Origin of the sequence: Chryseobacterium sp. NFX27, assembly GCF_049887855.1 — a bacterium.
Classification (GTDB): Bacteria; Bacteroidota; Bacteroidia; order Flavobacteriales; family Weeksellaceae; genus Chryseobacterium.
In genome coordinates, this window is sequence record NZ_JAGEKK010000010.1 from 128529 (window position 1) to 146613 (window position 18085).

Consider the following 18085-nt stretch of genomic DNA (forward strand, 5'->3'; position numbering starts at 1 on the left):
TTCTTTAGTTTAAAAAATTAACCTTTTGCTTTAGCAATGATTTCTTCAGCAACGTTTTGTGGAGTAGCCTGGTATTTCTCTAATTCCATAGAAGAAGTAGCTCTTCCTGATGAAAGTGTTCTTAGAGTGGTTACATATCCAAACATTTCAGAAAGTGGAACAGAACCTTTGATTACAACAGCTCCGTTTTTCTCTTCCTGACCACTGATGGTACCTCTTCTCTTGTTAAGGTCACCAATGATATTACCCATATATTCTTCCGGAGTTACAACCTCCAGTTTCATAATAGGCTCCATGATTACTGGCTTAGCAGCACGTCCCGCTTCTTTAAATCCTAATTTAGCAGCCATTTCAAAAGAAAGTGCATCAGAATCCACTGCGTGGAAAGATCCGTCTTTAAGAACTACTTTAATACCTTCAACTTCGAAACCAGCCAAAGGACCGTTTTTCATTGCAGCTTTAAAGCCTTTTTCAATAGCAGGAACAAATTCTCTAGGAACGTTACCACCTTTGATCTCGTTAATAAATTCTAAACCTATTTTACCTTCGTCAGCTGGTCCAAGTTCGAATACTATATCCGCAAATTTACCTTTACCACCAGACTGTTTTTTGTAAACTTCTCTGTGCTGAGCAACTTTTGTAAGATTTTCTTTGTATTCTACCTGAGGCTGTCCTTGGTTTACTTCTACTTTGAACTCTCTTCTCATACGATCTACAATGATATCAAGGTGAAGCTCACCCATACCAGAGATAATCGTTTGTCCTGAAGCCTCGTCTGTTCTAACCGTAAATGTTGGATCTTCTTCAGCTAGTTTAGCTAGAGCGTTACCCATTTTATCCTGGTCAGCTTTAGTTTTAGGCTCCACAGCAATACCAATTACCGGATCAGGGAAAACCATCGATTCTAAAACGATTGGGTTTTTCTCGTCACACATTGTATCACCTGTTTTGATAGATTTGAAACCTACCGCTGCACCAATATCTCCTGCTTCAATGTATTCTACAGGATTTTGCTTGTTAGCGTGCATCTGATAGATTCTTGAGATTCTTTCTTTATCACCTGAACGGGTGTTCAAGATATAAGAACCTGCATCCAGTCTTCCAGAGTATGCTCTGAAGAATGCTAGTCTTCCCACGAACGGGTCAGTAGCAATCTTAAATGCTAAAGCCGAGAAAGGCTCGTTTACGTCTGGTTTTCTTGTAATTTCAGCGTCAGTTCTAGGGTCAGTACCTTTGATATCATCTTTATCCAATGGTGAAGGCAAGTATTTACATACTGCATCCAACATAAACTGTACTCCTTTATTTTTGAATGAAGAACCACAAGTCATTGGGATAATAGATAAATCGATAGTAGCTTTTCTTAGAGCTTCGTTGATTTCGTCTTCAGAGATTGAATCCGGATCTTCGAAGAATTTCTCCATCAAAGTCTCATCGTAGTCAGCAACAGCTTCTACTAATTTCTCTCTGTATTCAAGAACTTCATCCTTCATGTCTTCCGGAATTGGAACTACCTCGAAAGTAGCACCTTGTCCAGCTTCATCCCAGATGATCGCTCTATTTTTAATTAAGTCTACAACACCTTTGAAATCTTCTTCAGCACCGATTGGTAAAACGATTGGAACTGCATTAGATCCTAACATTTCTTTTACTTGTTTTACAACGTTCAAGAAGTCAGCACCCTGTCTGTCCATTTTGTTTACGAATCCCATTCTTGCTACTTTGTAGTTGTCAGCAAGTCTCCAGTTTGTTTCAGACTGAGGCTCTACTCCATCTACTGCAGAGAATAAGAATACCAATCCATCCAATACTCTCAAAGATCTGTTTACTTCTACAGTGAAGTCAACGTGTCCCGGTGTATCAATGATGTTGAAGTGGTAAGGTTTAGTTTCAGCTACAGGCTTCCCTTGATCAGTTGGAAAGTTCCAAGAACAAGTAGTTGCAGCAGAAGTAATGGTAATACCTCTTTCTGCTTCCTGCTCCATCCAGTCCATTGTAGAAGCACCATCGTGAACTTCACCAATTTTGTGGTTTACCCCTGTATAGAATAAAATCCTTTCTGTAGTGGTAGTTTTACCAGCATCAATGTGAGCGGCAATACCAATATTTCTTGTAAATTTAAGATCTCTACTCATTTCTAATTAGAATTTAAAGTGTGAGAAAGCTTTGTTAGCTTCCGCCATTTTGTGAGTATCAGATTTCTTTTTGTAAGCAGCACCTTCTTCTCTGGAAGCAGCTACCACTTCATTAGCTAATTTCAAAGCCATAGACTTATCATTTCTAGCTTTTGAATATTTGATTAACCATTTCATTGCCATAGAAATTTTTCTGTCAGCTCTGATTGGCATAGGGATTTGGAAGTTAGCTCCACCTACTCTTCTAGAACGTACTTCTACGTGAGGCATTACATTAGTAAGTGCATCTTTCCAGATTTCAAGTGCAGTTTTTTCGCTATCTCCTTTTTTAGTTTCTACGATATCCAATGCATCATAGAAAATTTTGAATGCGATTGACTTTTTACCGTCAAGCATTAGGTTGTTTACGAATCTAGTTACCAATTGATCATTAAACTTCGGATCTGGTAACAACGGTCTTTTTTTCGCTTTTGTCTTTCTCATTGCTTCTGTACCTTATTTAATGATTATTTTTTCTTTCCTTTTGCTGGTGCAGCAGCTGCCTGACCTGGCTTAGGTCTCTTAGCTCCATACTTCGATCTTCTCTGTGTTCTTCCATTTACACCTGCAGTGTCTAAAGCACCTCTTACGATGTGGTAACGTACTCCCGGTAGGTCTTTCACCCTTCCGCCTCTTACCAATACTATCGAGTGCTCTTGAAGATTATGTCCTTCGCCCGGGATGTAGGCGTTGACTTCTTTCCCGTTAGAAAGTCTTACCCTTGCTACTTTTCTAAGTGCAGAGTTAGGTTTCTTAGGAGTGGTAGTATATACTCTCGTACATACACCTCGTCTTTGTGGACAAGAATCAAGGGCAGCCGATTTGCTCTTCTTGGCAAGCGTGGCTCTTCCTTTTCTTACTAATTGTTGAATAGTAGGCATTTAATTGCTTTTTATTTTAGGGTGCAAAAATAGGAATATTTTTTTAATTAACAAACACTTAGGTATAAATAATATTTCCTGCTAAAATTTAATTAACAGCTAGTTACGTTTACTCCATCAATATGACGGTTACATTTTTATCCCAGTTAAAATTCCTTATATTTTGTTTGAGCAGCTGAAAATTATCTCTGTTAATAGAATATATAGATACTTCCAGTCTGGCCACAGTTACTTTATTCTTAATCTTCAGCACAGCTGCTTTCTTCCAATTTTTTGGAATATGCCCCTGAAGCCATCCATCGTATACTACTGCTATATCGTATTGGTTTTTCAAACAGTAACGGGTAAGAAAATCTTCAAACTTATGATCAAAAGTTTTTCTGTTATCATTAAAAACAATGGTTTCTTCAGAGCCTAAACCAACAATGTCCAACAAATGAATATCGGTATAATAGCTAATCGCTCCGATATCATTAGCCACTATTTTGGAGTTGTTATAATAAGTATGTAAAAATCTCGCAGACTGTATCTGCTGTTCATAAATATTTTTTCCTCCGTTATCCATTACTTTATGAGCAATCCAGCCTTTGTAAACTAAAAGAAAAACATTCATGGCAATCAGTACACTGATAAGAATTTCTTTTCTGCAATACCTTTTAAAATCCGAGAAAAGTTCTTTAACTTTTGGAATAAGCACCATTGAGAACCCCACAAGAAGATAAGCCTCATAGCGAAAAAGCCCTTTAAAATCTGCAAACATAGAATGACAAATCGTCGTTAAAGAAAATACAATAAGAAAAAAATTATTTTCAACAGCTTCCTGGAATGTTTTGCTCTTTAAATCTCTACCTATAAAGAGTATACACAACAAAATAGGAAATAGACCTATTTTATAAAAGCTGGTATTCAATAGAAAGTTATCGAATACGATGGCTTTAAGCTGGATCAGGATATCTGAATCGAAATTCAGTTTTGTTCCTTTGACCACCACAGAATTGGGAAAGAAGTAGCCAGACTGCTGATTATTAAAATAACAGAAAATAATAATCGGGATAAATCCAGCAAACAGTACTCCAACAGCATTCCTCCATTTTTTAAGTAAAATTAAAGCAAAAGCTATCGCTGCAAAATAAAACATACTTTCAAAACGTGTAAGCCCCATCAGCAGAATAGTTCCATAAAACCCAATAAGTGCCCATTTATTTTTATCCTTTCGGAAAAAACAAAAGATATTAACTACAAAAAGAAATAGCTGAAAGACATGCTCCATTCCTGCAAGCAACTGTAAATGAAGAACAGTGAAGAATAAAGTAAAAATAACCGCTAAAGATGTCTTTTTTACATCATTAAAGATATCTCCATAATATTGGCTAAGAAAATAAATAATCCCAACACTAAAAACAGCATTAAAATACAACGGAATCTGATCATTATTCCCAATTATTTTAATTAAAATACTGAGAAGAAATGTAAATAAAGGTGAAGAAGAAGCGGAAGAAAACTTATATTCCGTAATTCCCCAGACCTGATGGATCGCGAAATTTTTCGCCACGGCTAGATGAATATAGGCGTCATCCAGAAGATATATATAATGACCTCCTGTTTTTGAAACCGAATTTATATAGTATAGTAAACATACCGTAAAAAAAACAGCAAACGATGTAAAAAAACTTCTTAGCCCTAAATTTCGGAATGACTGCATTTTTTAAGATCAATTATAAAAATATCAAAGATAAGTATCATCAATCGTAAACCTGTGTTTTCGGCATAATATTTCCTAAATTTGTTATCATAAAAAATAAACATATGAAAAATGCAAGCATTATCGGCTTAAAAGAGGCTGACTGTAAGAATATTTCGGAAAAACTTAATATCCTTTTGGCCAATTATTCAATATTTTATCAAAATACAAGAGGTTCACACTGGAACATCAAAGGAGATCAGTTCTTTACCCTTCATCCTAAGTTCGAGGAACTGTACAACAGCCTTGTATTGAAGATCGATGAGATCGCTGAAAGAATTCTTACACTAGGTGCTACCCCGGCCCATAACTACTCAGATTATTTAAAAGTTGCTACCATTAAAGAAAGCAAAGAAGTAACGGATGCAAATAAAAGCGTTGAACTTATTCTGAATTCTTTCAAAGTAGTAATCGATCTGCAGAGAGAACTTCTCGACATCACAGATGCCGCAGGAGATGAAGGAACCAATTCCCAAATGAGCGATTATATTACAGAGCAGGAAAAAGAAGTATGGATGTACAATTCTTATTTAGGGAAGTAACCGGCAAAAATCAAATGATAATAAAAAAATCGTCTTACATTTAGACGATTTTTATTTTAAATGACTATATTTGCGTTAAAATTACACATATTATGCACGATGTTCGATTAAACTCTATCCTGGATAACGATTTCTATAAAATAACAATGCAGAATGCAGTGGTAAAACTATTCCCAAGCTCCATTGTAAAATATGAATTCATCAACAGAGGAAAGCATGAGTTTCCGGAAGGTTTTGACATTGCTTTAAAAGAAGCAGTCAACAGAATGGCAGAATTAAAGCTGACCAAGGAAGAAAAAAAATTCATGGCCAGAACCTGCCCCTATATAGACCTCCCCTATCTAGATTTCTTAGAAGGCTATCATTATGATCCGTCTGAGGTGAAAATACGCCAGGAAGGCAATGAGCTTTCTGTAACCGTTGAGGGACTTTGGTACAGAACCATCCTTTGGGAAGTTCCCCTTCTTGCTTTGATCAGTGAGCTTCATTACGAAATGAATCATATGGAAAGAGATTCCAATGAGATCGTTATGAACAGAACACTTGAAAAAGCGGCTTCCCTTGCGAGATTAGGGGTAAATTTCGCAGAATTCGGGACCAGAAGAAGACATTCTTATAAGGTACAGAACCTGGTAATGGAGGCTTTAACACACAGTAAAGAATCAACTTTCATCGGAAGCTCCAACGTTCATTTCGCCATGAAATACGGCGTAAAACCTATTGGCACCCACGCACACGAATGGTTTATGTTTCATGCTGCTGAATACGGATTCAAAATGGCCAATGAGCTGGCTCTGGAACATTGGGTAGATGTTTACAGAGGTGATCTTGGAGTAGCGCTTTCAGACACTTACACTACCAATGTTTTCTTCCAGCAGTTCGACAAGAAGTTCGCCAAGCTGTTTGACGGCGTACGTCATGACAGCGGTGACCCATTGGAATTTGCAGATAAAACAATCGCCCACTATATCAATAACGGAATTAATCCTCTATTTAAATACATTATTTTTTCTGATGCTTTAAACCTTGAAAAAGTGGAAGAAATTACCAATTACTGCAGAGGAAAGATCGGTGTATCATTCGGGATCGGAACCAATCTCACCAACGATGTCGGATTAAAACCAATGAATATCGTCATGAAACTGATCGGAGTACAGGCCCCGAACAAAGAATGGATTGCCACAGTTAAGCTTTCCGACGAGCACGGAAAATATACCGGCGATCCTAAAATGATTGAACTCGCCAAAGAGTTTTTAAGAATAAAAGATTAAATTTAGATTTCAGATCTCTGACTTATAAATAATAAAGCAATTATTATGAAATTAAAAATTTATTTATCCCTCACTCTTTTATTGGCAGCTTTATCTTTTGCCCAGGAGAAGAAAGCAGAAAAACCAAAATTTAACCAGGAATTAGCAACATCTCTTGGTGCCGACAAATACGGAATGAAGGCCTACACGATTGTGATGCTCACTACCGGCAGCACAAAAATTGATGATAAGGCCAAAATGGGAGAACTGATGAAAGGCCATATGACAAACATCGGAAAGCTGGCTGATGAAGGAAAACTTGTTGTAGCCGGACCTTTTCTGGAGCAAAACAAGGAAAACTACCGCGGTATGTTTATTTTCAATACAAAATCCAAAGAGGAAGCTGAACAATGGGTAAAGACTGATCCTGCAGTACTCGCCGGTGTCTTCGGATATGAAATTTTCTCCTGGTATGGTTCTGCAGCACTGCCTTTGTATTTAAAACATCACGAAGAAATATCAAAGGGAAATCCATAAATATCTTCCTTAAAAATATCAATCTAAATAAATCATTATGTAACCGCATAGCGATTTATTTTTTATTATCTTAGAGGTTCATTTTCAGATTTATACAAACTAAACCATCAAAAAATTAATTCCATGAAAAAAATGAACGTATCAAAACTTTCGAGAACAGAACTTAAAGATGTATTCGGCGGAAATTTATATCCGGCACAATGTCCCGGAGGATGCCCTGGTGAAGCCATGATCAGATGTCCTGACGGCTCAACCACCATGACCAATTTTATATGCATGGGAGGAAGATGCGAACCGGCTGCAAGGTGCAAACCATTGGTTCTTGAACCTTTTCCAGATCCGGTTATTATCACTCCATAATCTGATCAATAAAAATAAAGTGAGCTTCCGGCTCACTTTTTTTGCTGGATACTATCTTAAAATCAGAAAAAGTAAAACTAATGTCTGCAAATCAACCGGGACTCCAGGAGGAAAAACTTCTTCAATAAATTAAAATTCTTAAGGGTTCCCATAAAAGAAATCAATTTTTCTTTTTGTAATTTTGAAACATGGAGATGACATATTTAATTATTGGGTTTATTGCCGGCGGAATTCTGGGAGCCGTTATTTTGTATTTCGCGCTAAAATCGTCTATGGTTTCAAGAAATTCTTATGACGACCTGAATAATCTGCATATCAAAAACAATTCAGATCTGGAAAATCTTAATCTGAAAGTTCAGGAGCTGAGCCAAAATATAAACAGAGAAAAGGAACTGAACCAACAGCAGACCGACCTCCTGAACGATCTGAAAAATGAGTATGCAAAAATTTCGGCAGAACATGCTTCTTTAAATGCTCAGTTTTTAGAACAGAAACAGCTTAATTCAAAACAAACTTCCCAAATAGAGAATCTGATCTCTGAGAAGCAGCATATTTTTGCTAAAAATTCAGAGCTTACCGCTAAAAATGACAGCCTGCAGCAGTCTCTTGATAACCAAAAAGAAGAGATCATTAAAATTCAGGAAGAATCAAAACTGCAGTTTGAAAACCTTGCCAATAAAATTCTAGAGGAAAAAACAGAAAAGTTTACGACTTTAAATCAAAATAATTTAAAAAATATCCTTGAACCTTTCCAGGAAAAGATTAACGACCTTAAAAACAGGGTAAACGAAGCTTATGAAAAGGAAAATAAAGAGCGTTTTTCTCTGGCAGAAAAAGTAAAAGAGCTTGCTGAACTGAATCAGCAGATCTCAGAAGACGCGAAAAAGCTGACAAGAGCTTTAAAAGGGGAAAGCAAAACCCAGGGAAATTGGGGCGAAATGATTCTTGAAAGCATTCTTGAAAAATCCGGACTTGTAAAAGGAAGGGAATATTTTCTCGAGCATGAACTCCGCGATGAAGACAATAAAGCCCTGTTCTCTGAATTTTCCGGTAAAAAAATGCGTCCTGACGCCGTTGTCAAATATCCGGATGAGAGAAATGTAATCATTGATTCCAAAGTATCTCTTACCGCCTTTACAGAACTGGTAGATGAAAACGATCAGGATGTTTATACGATGAAGCTTAATCAGCATTTGGGATCTATCAAAAATCATATTCTTCAGCTGAGTCAGAAAGCTTATGATGACTACGGAAAATCTTTGGATTTCGTCATGATGTTCATCCCGAGCGAACCGGCTTATATAGCCGCTATGCAGGCAGACCAGAACCTTTGGAACTTTGCCTATGAAAGAAGAATTCTTCTGCTGAATCCGAGCAACCTGATTACTTCCCTGAAACTTATTGCTGATCTGTGGAAACGTGAGTACCAGAACAGAAATTCTATGGAAATCGCTGATCGCGGGGCAAAGCTGTACGATAAGTTTGTTGGATTTGTTGAAAACCTTGAGAAAGTCGGGAAAAATCTTGATCAGGCTAAGAATGTATACAATGATGCTTACAAGCAGCTTTCTACAGGAAATGACAACCTTGTCATCCAGACGCAGAAACTTAAATCCCTGGGGATTAAAAACAAAAAGGACCTGCCGCAAAGCCTTATTGACAACGGTAGCTTTCTGGAAACGGAAAACTGATGACGTGAAAAGGAATCATCTCATTTTAATTATAAGTTTTGTCATTCAGAAGTTTGAGTCTTTTACGGTGAGCCAACTTTTAAAAATTAAAGATTAATTATATGTCTTCCTTTGCAACATATTCTTATCCAAAGTCTGAATCTTATAAAGAAATCCTGCTTTCATCGATTGCTGCCGGTCTCTTGATCTATATTTTCCTGATTGTTTTCCAACCTTTTGGGACAGAAAACTTCCGGCATCAGTATAAGTATCTGTTGCTTTTTCCTTACTCCGTGATCTTTGGATCAGCTTTCTTGGCTGCAGACCTTAGTATTATCCGTTTCAGAGACTGGAATATCGGTTCCGAATTATTGAAGGTAACAGGTATTCTTTTTTTAGCCTCTATCCTGTCCTATTTTTACAATACTTTATTCATAAGTCAAGTTACACTGAGCCTAGGCAACTATCTTTATATGTTCCTGTATTGTCTGGCACTGGGAATTCCTATTTCCACTATTTATATATTGTCGAGGTATATTTATTTGAAAAGAACTCACGAAAAAACAGCAGAAGAAGTCTCCCGTCAGCTTGCAGATCAAAATAATCCAACCATTGCCACATTTAATAAAATATTGAGTATATCTGTAAATAATACGGATTTTCAGATTCCTGAAGAGAACTTTATCTGTGCGCAGTCTATGGAAAACTACTGTTCAATCTATTTCTCCGAAAATGATCAGGTGAGAAAACATGTAATCAGAATAAGTCTTTCAAAACTTTTGGATCAGGTGCAGACAGATTCTATAAAGAAATGTCACCGTTCCTATATTGTTAATTTAAATCAGGTTAAAAATCTTAAAGGAAATGCACAGGGCTACAGACTTTTTCTTTCTCAGATCGATTTTGAGATCCCAGTTTCAAGAAGTTTCATTTCGTTGATTATCCCCAAATTAAGATCTTCAAAAGCCTGATATTTGCCGTCCGTCACATTCTTTTGCCATTCATCACTTTCATTTGGCTGACTTTATTGCAATCTCCATTTTTGTTCAAAATTTATAAGCTATGAACAAAACCATTTCTTTCTTCTTCTTTTTTATTTTGGGATTTTCTGTCTACTATTTCGTTGATCTCCTATATTTTAAAAGCATTCAAACCTTCGTTAAAGAATTATCCGGGAGTAAAGCTTTCGCCCATATTGCTGCATACTGTATCACAATACTTCCACTTATCATTACCTTAAAAATCATATTTCCGAAGAAGAATATGACCAGTCTTTTCTCGATCAACAAGCCCGTTCTAAAAGGCTTTTCGCTATCTTTTATAGGCACGCTCCCGATGCTTGCGGGCTATTTTATGTATTTCAAGCTGGTACAAAGTATTAATTTTCAATCCCTCATCATTAACAGCATTTCATCCCCTTTTTTTGAAGAACTTATTTTCAGGGGATTTCTTATAGGGATTCTATACAGATTTACCAGACTGGGATTCATTACTTCTGCCTTATTTGGATCATTATTGTTTGCTCAGGTACATTTATACCAGGGAAGCAGTTTCATGGAGCTTACTGAAATATTTCTCATCACATTCTTAGGTTCAGTCTTTTTTTCATGGGTTTATTTTGAAACTGATTTTAATCTCTGGACAGCAATTTTTCTTCATCTTTTCATGAATCTGTACTGGGAAATCTTTAATGTTTCGGACAATGTTTCAGGCAATATGTATGGAAATTTATTTAAAATCTTATCTATTTTACTCATTATAGCCTTGGTTATCTACAATAAACGCAGGAATAAAATACCTTTTCAAATTACCGCAAAAAACCTTTTCATTAAAACCAAGCAGATGTAATCACAAATTTTGCATAATTTTGCAGCATGTTGATAGAAAGTTTTCAAAACGATAAAATAAAAAACGTAACCAAGCTTTTGGCGGACAACAGGTTCCGTAAAAAATCAAAAGTTTTTGTGGTTGAAGGACAGCAGGAAAATGAAAGAGCTTTACAGTACGATTTTGAACCTGCAGAATTTTTTATCTGTGAAAATATTTTTAAAGGAAAGCTCCCGGAAAGTAAGATTCATTTTGTAAGTGAAAAAGTATATGAAAAAATAGCCTACAGGGGGAGCTCTGAAGGAATTATAGGAATTTATAAAACAAAAGAGAATCTTCTTTCATCATTTATTCCGAAAGAAAATTCTACGATCATCATTGTAGAAGGTGTAGAAAAGCCCGGTAACCTTGGTGCTATCCTCAGAAGCTGCGAGGCTTTCGGAATTGATGCCCTGATTGTAGCAGACGGGAAAGCCGACTTTTACAACCCTAATGTCATACGTTCAAGTGTCGGATGCCTCTTCGGAATGGACGTTTATGATGCTGAAAATGAAGAAACCTTTGAATTTCTGCAGAAAAACAATTTCAATATTTATACAACTCTTATGGATGAAACTGCTGAAGATCTTTATAAAAGAGATTTTAAACAGCGTTCTGCCGTATTATTCGGAACCGAGCATTCCGGATTAAGTGATTTCTGGATTGGAAAAGGAAAAAATACACTGATTCCTATGGCTGGAAGCATTGACTCTTTAAATCTGAGCAATGCAGTGGCTATTACCTGCTATGAGTCTTTGAGACAAAAGAAAGGATAAGAATCTGGGCTTTGCTATGTAGCCGATGAGACTGCTTCGCCTTTGGCTTGCAATGACAGAGGATTAAGATTCAAGTTTAAAGCATAAAAAAACCGTCTCACTAGGTGAAACGGTTCTTTTATTGTTAAGCTTATGCTAGAATTATTTCTTAGCAGCGTCTTTAACTTCTTTAGCAGCATCTTTTGCAGCACCTTTAGCAGCATCAGCAGCACCTTTAGCAGCGTCAGCAGCAGCTTCAGTTGTAGCTTTAGCAGCATCAGCACCAGCAGCAGTTGTAGCAGCAGCAGCATCTTTAGTAGCGTCAACAGCAACGTTAGCAGCTGAATCAATTACTTTAGCAGCAGAATCAGAAACTACAGCAGCAGAATCAGATACGTTAGCAGCAGCAGAATCAGTAGCTCCTTCAGTAGAAGTAGCTTCAGTTTTTTTACAAGCAACTAGAGAGATTGCAGCGATAGCAGCTACGAATAATGACTTTTTCATAATAAATTAAATTTAATTTTGTTAATATTGTTTTATATAAATTTTCTTCTGTTCTGTTATTTGAACAAGACAAAGGTAGAGCAGATACAAAAGTTGTTTATGAAAAATAATTGTAATACATTTGTAAAATTGTTTTACAAAAAAACAATACTGATAATCAACAATTTAATTATTTTATAAAAATTGACAGATTTAGATCTATTGCACTTTGAACAGTTAAAAAAAGACGTTCAGACAGAATATTTAAAAAAATCTACTCCTTCTCATGATGAAATTTCAAAATGGAAGGGGATAGATATTATATATTTCCAGGAAGACCTTCGTAAAAAAGCGAAAGGTAACATCAGCGAAAAGTCATTTTACACCTATTTTAAGACTTCGCCGGTTACCAAATTACCAAGAATCGATATGCTCAATTTATTGAGTATTTATGCGGGATACGAATCATGGTACGACTTTAAGAAGCAGCATCTTTTTGCCGGAGAACTGCTGCAGGAAAATGAAGATCTTGAAGAAGAAGAAATTCTGGAATTAGAAAAAACCGTCTCCTCGGCTCCTGAATTACCAAAAACTGAAATTCAGCCTAAAAAAATAGAATTCCAGCAGCAGGAGAACATTGATTTACAAAAATCAATATATGAAAATCAGACAATTACGCATAACCCAACAACAATTAGCCCGACAGAAATACAACCTCCAGCTGCAAGGAAAAATATCCTCAAAAAAAATGCATGGGCTATCGTTACCTCTGTTTTAATTGCCATTACCGGAGTGCTTGGATTTAAAGACCAGATATTTTCAAAAACTTATAAATATTGTTTTACCGATAAGGACCGTGGTGTTTCTGTCATTAATACTTTGGAAATAAGAGTGATTAAGGAAAATGAATCTCCGCTTCTCTATAAATTAAAACCAGGGGAATGTTTTTATTATTCAACCAAAGATAAAAACATCAAAATGCAGATCAGCGCTCCTTTCTATGAGTATCTGGAAGTCAACAGAAATCTGGAAAATGCTCCGGATGAGGAAATGATCGAGCTGAAACCTGATGACTACAAAATGGCAGCCTATTACTTCTCTATTAAAGATGTAAAAGGAGGTAATCCGGAAGAACAGGTAGCTCTGATTAAACAGAAAAGAAACCAACTGGAAAACCTGATCAGCAACAGTGCGGTTATTTATCAGGTGTACGACAATAAAACATATGGTATAGAAAGGCTCGACAAGCAAAAATATATTACACTGGTAACAACACCTACCACATCTCTGAAAAATCTCAATGTTATAGAGATGAAAAAGGACAGTAAGGGAAAAATAGTATCTATTAAATTTAAAATCGCATCCACAGATGAAGAAAATAAATAATTTTTTAATTTTCGCAGTACTTTTTTTAGCATTTATTTCCTGTAATAATAAAAAGACGGAAGTAAGTGATCTGGATAAACTAAGAAACAGCACCAATATAAAAAGCTATCCTGCCGTACAGATGGACAGTATGCAGGCCATTAATTCCATCACCAAGCAGAAAGTACAGGAACTTCTTGACCTTTCAACGCTGTATCTTTCCGGAAACAGAAATACAGAGATCGATACGGTGATCTTTTCACAGATGGAAAGTTACTTTCATAAGCCGGATTCTTTGACGTTCAAAAAGCTGTTAAAAGAGCTGGACAGTCTAAAAGTAAAATCAGTGAAAGTAAACAGCCTGAATGTTTATAAAGAGTTCTATAAAAAAGATACGCTGGATTATGCTAAATTCAATCTGGAATATTTTGACTCAAAAAATAAATCTCTGGGAACTTTTGAGAAAAATGCTCAATATATATTACTTTCCACTCCGATGATTAAAAAGGAATTTAAATTTTACTTCTTAGATTTCTACTCTGATCCTTTAAAAAAAGACAGCACATCAGTAGGTGTTACCAAATAGTCCAGCGGAATATCATTTTCCCAGACATCATCGATATTTTCATCGGGGTTAAAGTAATTAACTCCGATTTTTTTTGTTTCAGAAGGAATTATTTCAAAAAAAGCATCGTAAAATCCTTTTCCATACCCTACCCTGTTTCCTTTTTTATCGCAATACAGCAAAGGAGTAATCACATAATTAAAATCTAAGAAGCCTGAATCTTCATCAGAAACAGGTTCTGAAATTCCCCAATTATTCATTTCAAATTTTGTGTCATTAAAAATCTCTACGGAAATTAATTTGCCATCAACGATTTTAGGCACAAAAACTTTGATGTTCCGGCTTAAAAAATAGGTGATGAATATTTGGGTATCTATTTCTTTAAACTTTTCGATCGGAATGAAAATGTGAACTTTCTGATCCGGAACAGGCTTAAAATAATTGACGAAATTTTCAAAAATCCTTTCAGATAACAAGAAAGCCTCATCAGTTGACAAGGCTTTTCTTAATTGCATATATTTTTTTCTAAGTTCTGCTTTTACCATCATTATCGGGATTTAAGCTTACAGAATCTTATATAATTTATCTGATAAACGAACTCTGAACGGAAGTGCAAAAGTAATCTGATCTCCTTTTTTTGCTGTTTCACAAGGCGCTCCGTTTGCAAAAAGTTCAGTAATCGTAAGTTCCTGTTCACCAGTGGTCGGGCCTGAAATCAATACTTTATCACCTATTGAAAGTTCTTTATTTTCAATTAAAAACTGTCCGATTTGTGATTTCGTATAATAATGTTCGGCCTTGCCAACCAATACTTTCTTGATGGCTATTTTCTGACGGATATTCTTTGTTTCAGCTTTTGCTAAAGGCTTATTAGGCAGGTCGCCAGATTTTTTAAATTTCAGTGCGTCAGATTTTCCTTTCCTGAAAACTTTATTTCCAACCTGCAACCCTTTTCTTAATTTCAACTGTTCTTCCAAAGGCAAATGGATGGTTTCCAAACATTCTGTGGAACAGCAGTTTTCCATGGCAGCTTTACATGCGTCACATTGAATAAATAATAAATGACACGCATCGTTGGCACAGTTTGTATGGTTGTCGCAGGGTTTTCCACATTGGTGGCACTGCGCAATAATATCATCTGTAATTCTTTCGCCTAACCGGTGGTCAAACACAAAATTCTTTCCGATGAATTTACTTTTTATTCCTTCTTCTTTGATCTGACGGGTATACTCAATAATTCCTCCTTCCAATTGAAAAACGTTTTTAAAACCCTGATGCTTGAAATAGGCACTGGCTTTTTCACAACGAATTCCACCTGTACAGTACATTAACAGGTTTTTATCTTCTTTAAAATCCTGTAACTGTTCGTTGATAATCGGTAAACTTTCTCTGAAATTTTCCACGTCCGGAGTAATAGCCCCTTCAAAATGCCCTACTTCACTTTCATAATGATTTCTAAAATCGACTACAATTGTATTGGGATCTTCCAGTAAATTATTAAATTCCTGAGCCTTTAAGTGAATTCCTTTATTGGTAACATCAAAAGTGTCATCATTCAAACCATCAGCGACAATTTTGTGTCTGACTTTTATGGTCAGTTTTAGAAAGGAATAATCATCCTGCTCAACTGCAACATTTAAACGAATCCCTTTCATAAAGTCATAAGCCTCCAGTGTATTGCGAAAAGCCTCAAACTGGTCTGCAGGAACACTCATCTGAGCATTAATTCCTTCATGGGCAACATAGATACGGCCAAGGGCATCTAGTGCATTCCAGGCTATAAATAATTCGTCTCGAAATTTTTTGGGATCTTCAATTTTGGCATACGCATAGAAAGACAACGTAAGGCGTTCCTTACCAGCTTCATCAATAAGTTGAGCTCTTTCTTCTGCGCTTAAGGTGTTATACAGTTGCATGCTATAAACGTTTTAAGTGAGAAAAATATTTTTGCAAATATAATCATTTTTCAATTGAATAGACTGATGTGGATTTAAGGAATGAAACCTGAAATTAATCAGTGAAGAATTTTTGGATTAATTGTTGTACCTTAAAAAGTGAGTTTCATTTTCTCTGACTTACGAAATGTGACATTTTTTCTTTAATAATTTTTTAAGTTTTGTTAATGCCTCTTTCAAAATTATGACATAATGTATAAAATGATATAATAGCCGTTAAATTTTAGTTAAAATTGAAACATAGCATGTTAATTGCTTACTCATTTAGCATTAAATTTGTTTGCGAGAAAACAAAAATAAGAATCAATAAATAAAAAAAGAAAGATATACAATGAAGAGTACTTTAAAAAAACTATTACCATTTGCAGTAGTGGGAGTTGTCTCAGGAGCTACTACCGTTGGGACACTACAATATTTCGGTCAGCATTCAAACAACGGTGACCAGTCTTACTTCACAGCAGCAGCCCCTAATGCCTCATTTGTAGGCATGAATACCGGAACTGTAGGCGATGATTTTGTAAAGGCTTCAAAAACTACGGTTCCGGCTGTTGTTACCATCAAAAATTATCAGAGCAGATCAACGAGCAGAGCTTCAGAGCAGGATCTGTTTGACTTTTTCTTCGGAGATCCTTTCGGAGGAAGAGGCCAGCAGAGACAGAAGCAGCAGGTTCCGGACAATATGCCATCAGGAATGGGATCCGGGGTGATCATTTCACCGGACGGATATATCATCTCCAACAATCACGTTGTTGCAGGAGCGAATAAGCTGGAAGTTGTTCTAAGCAATAAGAAATCTTATATTGCAACTCTTGTAGGAACAGATCCAAACACGGACATTTCCTTACTTAAGATTGAAGAGAAAGGGCTTCCGTATTTAAATTTTGCCAATTCAGACAATATCGAAGTCGGACAGTGGGTGCTTGCAGTAGGAAATCCACTTGGATTGAATTCTACAGTAACCGCAGGTATTGTATCTGCTAAAGGAAGAGGAATTGGTATTCTGGGAAGCCAGGGTAAAGCTGCCAATCCTATTGAAAGCTTTATCCAGACTGATGCCGCCATTAACCCGGGTAACTCGGGAGGAGCGTTGGTTAACGTAAATGGTGACCTTATCGGAATCAATTCTGCAATTCAATCTACTACAGGATATTACCAGGGGTACGGATTCGCGGTTCCTGCGAATTTAGCAAGAAAAATTGTTGAGGATATCAAGAAGTTCGGAATTGTACAGAGAGGATTCTTAGGCGTTTCGTCATTAGACCTTTCTAACGATCAGCAGGTAACGGCATATAATAAGCAATTTAAAACCGATATTAAAGCCGGTTCAGGAGTATATGTAACAGGATTTGGGGATAACAGCGGTGCAGAGGATGCAGGTCTGAAAAAAGGCGACGTTATTACCAAAATAGATGCCTACGATATCACAGACTTTGCAGATCTTTCCATGTCTATCGGAAGTAAGCGTCCTGGCGATAAAGTTCAGGTGACTTATTTAAGAAATGGTAAGGTAAACACTACTACAGTAACGCTGAAAGACCAGAAAGGTGGAACTTCCACAAGAACAAAAGCTGATTTGAGTGTAACTGAAAAAATAGGAGCCGATTTTGATCCGCTTAATGAAAGATTCAAAACAGAATACGGATTAAACAGTGGCGTTGTTGCTAAAAATGTAAGCGAGGGAAGCGAGATGGCTAAAATCGGAATCGTGGACAATTATATCATTATAGAAATCAACGGTAAGCCTGTCAATTCACAGAAAGATATAGAAAAGATCCTGGATAAATATCAGGGCAATGTACAGGTGAAATTTGTGGATGACTACGGAAGAATCTATACAAAAGGTTTCAAGATGCCTTAAAGAAAATTATTTATTATAATTCAACAATAAAAGACCATTCTTATAATAAGAATGGTCTTTTTGTTTAAAAAAACAATCAATTA

General features: G+C 36.3%; 18 protein-coding genes. 11 read left to right on the top strand and 7 right to left on the bottom strand.

The features are described from left to right. Positions 1–17: 17 nt before the first annotated feature. The 4 genes from fusA to J4Q03_RS13265 form a co-directional block, all read right to left on the bottom strand. Positions 18–2135 carry an elongation factor G gene (gene fusA, locus J4Q03_RS13250; protein ID WP_111957054.1) on the bottom strand — a complete coding sequence of 706 codons (2118 nt, stop codon included), beginning with the start codon at positions 2133–2135 and terminating at the stop codon, positions 18–20. A gap of 6 nt (positions 2136–2141) precedes the next feature. Then, positions 2142–2618, bottom strand: a complete 477-nt coding sequence (gene rpsG / locus J4Q03_RS13255; protein ID WP_426048615.1) for a 30S ribosomal protein S7 — start codon at positions 2616–2618, stop codon at positions 2142–2144. Positions 2619–2641: 23 nt separating this feature from the next. Then, the gene (rpsL, locus tag J4Q03_RS13260) at positions 2642–3055 is read right to left on the bottom strand and encodes a 30S ribosomal protein S12 (RefSeq protein WP_002983146.1); all 414 of its coding nucleotides are present in this window, start codon (positions 3053–3055) and stop codon (positions 2642–2644) included. 109 nt (positions 3056–3164) lie between these two features. Then, positions 3165–4757 (bottom strand): hypothetical protein, encoded by a 1593-nt coding sequence (locus tag J4Q03_RS13265; protein ID WP_426048616.1) that lies wholly within the window; start codon positions 4755–4757, stop codon positions 3165–3167. Between the two features lie 104 nt (positions 4758–4861). On the opposite strand from J4Q03_RS13265, the gene J4Q03_RS13270 reads away from it, so the two are divergent. The 8 genes from J4Q03_RS13270 (at position 4862) to J4Q03_RS13305 (ending at position 11797) form a co-directional block, all read left to right on the top strand. Then, positions 4862–5338, top strand: a complete 477-nt coding sequence (locus J4Q03_RS13270; RefSeq protein WP_116012047.1) for a Dps family protein — start codon at positions 4862–4864, stop codon at positions 5336–5338. 92 nt (positions 5339–5430) lie between these two features. Further along, positions 5431–6609, top strand: a complete 1179-nt coding sequence (pncB, locus tag J4Q03_RS13275; protein ID WP_426048617.1) for a nicotinate phosphoribosyltransferase — start codon at positions 5431–5433, stop codon at positions 6607–6609. 45 nt (positions 6610–6654) lie between these two features. Then, positions 6655–7125, top strand: a complete 471-nt coding sequence (locus J4Q03_RS13280; protein ID WP_426048618.1) for a YciI family protein — start codon at positions 6655–6657, stop codon at positions 7123–7125. A 123-nt stretch (positions 7126–7248) separates the two neighbouring features. Next, positions 7249–7485 (top strand): hypothetical protein, encoded by a 237-nt coding sequence (locus J4Q03_RS13285; protein ID WP_426048619.1) that lies wholly within the window; start codon positions 7249–7251, stop codon positions 7483–7485. Positions 7486–7673: 188 nt separating this feature from the next. After that, entirely contained in the window at positions 7674–9176 is a 1503-nt protein-coding gene (gene rmuC / locus J4Q03_RS13290) for a DNA recombination protein RmuC (RefSeq protein WP_426048620.1), read from the top strand. A 101-nt stretch (positions 9177–9277) separates the two neighbouring features. Further along, positions 9278–10126 carry a LytTR family transcriptional regulator DNA-binding domain-containing protein gene (locus J4Q03_RS13295; protein WP_426048621.1) on the top strand — a complete coding sequence of 283 codons (849 nt, stop codon included), beginning with the start codon at positions 9278–9280 and terminating at the stop codon, positions 10124–10126. Between the two features lie 91 nt (positions 10127–10217). Beyond that, complete coding sequence (locus tag J4Q03_RS13300) at positions 10218–11003, top strand: CPBP family intramembrane glutamic endopeptidase (RefSeq protein ID WP_426048622.1); 786 nt, start codon at positions 10218–10220, stop codon at positions 11001–11003. A gap of 26 nt (positions 11004–11029) precedes the next feature. After that, the gene (locus tag J4Q03_RS13305; protein ID WP_426048623.1) at positions 11030–11797 is read left to right on the top strand and encodes a TrmH family RNA methyltransferase; all 768 of its coding nucleotides are present in this window, start codon (positions 11030–11032) and stop codon (positions 11795–11797) included. Between the two features lie 141 nt (positions 11798–11938). Here the strand turns inward: J4Q03_RS13305 and J4Q03_RS13310 are convergent, their stop codons facing one another. Beyond that, positions 11939–12280, bottom strand: coding sequence for a hypothetical protein (locus tag J4Q03_RS13310; protein ID WP_426048624.1), 342 nt, complete (start codon positions 12278–12280; stop codon positions 11939–11941). A gap of 183 nt (positions 12281–12463) precedes the next feature. On the opposite strand from J4Q03_RS13310, the gene J4Q03_RS13315 reads away from it, so the two are divergent. Next, positions 12464–13645 carry a hypothetical protein gene (locus tag J4Q03_RS13315; RefSeq protein WP_426048625.1) on the top strand — a complete coding sequence of 394 codons (1182 nt, stop codon included), beginning with the start codon at positions 12464–12466 and terminating at the stop codon, positions 13643–13645. Further along, positions 13629–14210 (top strand): hypothetical protein, encoded by a 582-nt coding sequence (locus J4Q03_RS13320; RefSeq protein WP_426048626.1) that lies wholly within the window; start codon positions 13629–13631, stop codon positions 14208–14210. Before J4Q03_RS13315 ends, J4Q03_RS13320 begins: the two co-directional genes overlap by 17 nt. Here the strand turns inward: J4Q03_RS13320 and J4Q03_RS13325 are convergent. Both J4Q03_RS13325 and J4Q03_RS13330 read right to left on the bottom strand, forming a co-directional pair. Next, a complete protein-coding gene (locus J4Q03_RS13325) occupies positions 14159–14734 on the bottom strand; it encodes a 5-formyltetrahydrofolate cyclo-ligase (protein ID WP_426048645.1) in 576 nt (191 codons plus the stop codon). The two genes, J4Q03_RS13320 and J4Q03_RS13325, sit on opposite strands and share 52 nt — an antisense overlap. A gap of 18 nt (positions 14735–14752) precedes the next feature. After that, positions 14753–16105 (bottom strand): rhodanese-related sulfurtransferase, encoded by a 1353-nt coding sequence (locus J4Q03_RS13330; protein ID WP_426048627.1) that lies wholly within the window; start codon positions 16103–16105, stop codon positions 14753–14755. Positions 16106–16475: 370 nt separating this feature from the next. On the opposite strand from J4Q03_RS13330, the gene J4Q03_RS13335 reads away from it, so the two are divergent. Then, entirely contained in the window at positions 16476–18002 is a 1527-nt protein-coding gene (locus tag J4Q03_RS13335) for a trypsin-like peptidase domain-containing protein (RefSeq protein WP_426048628.1), read from the top strand. The last annotated feature ends 83 nt before the right edge of the window (positions 18003–18085 follow it).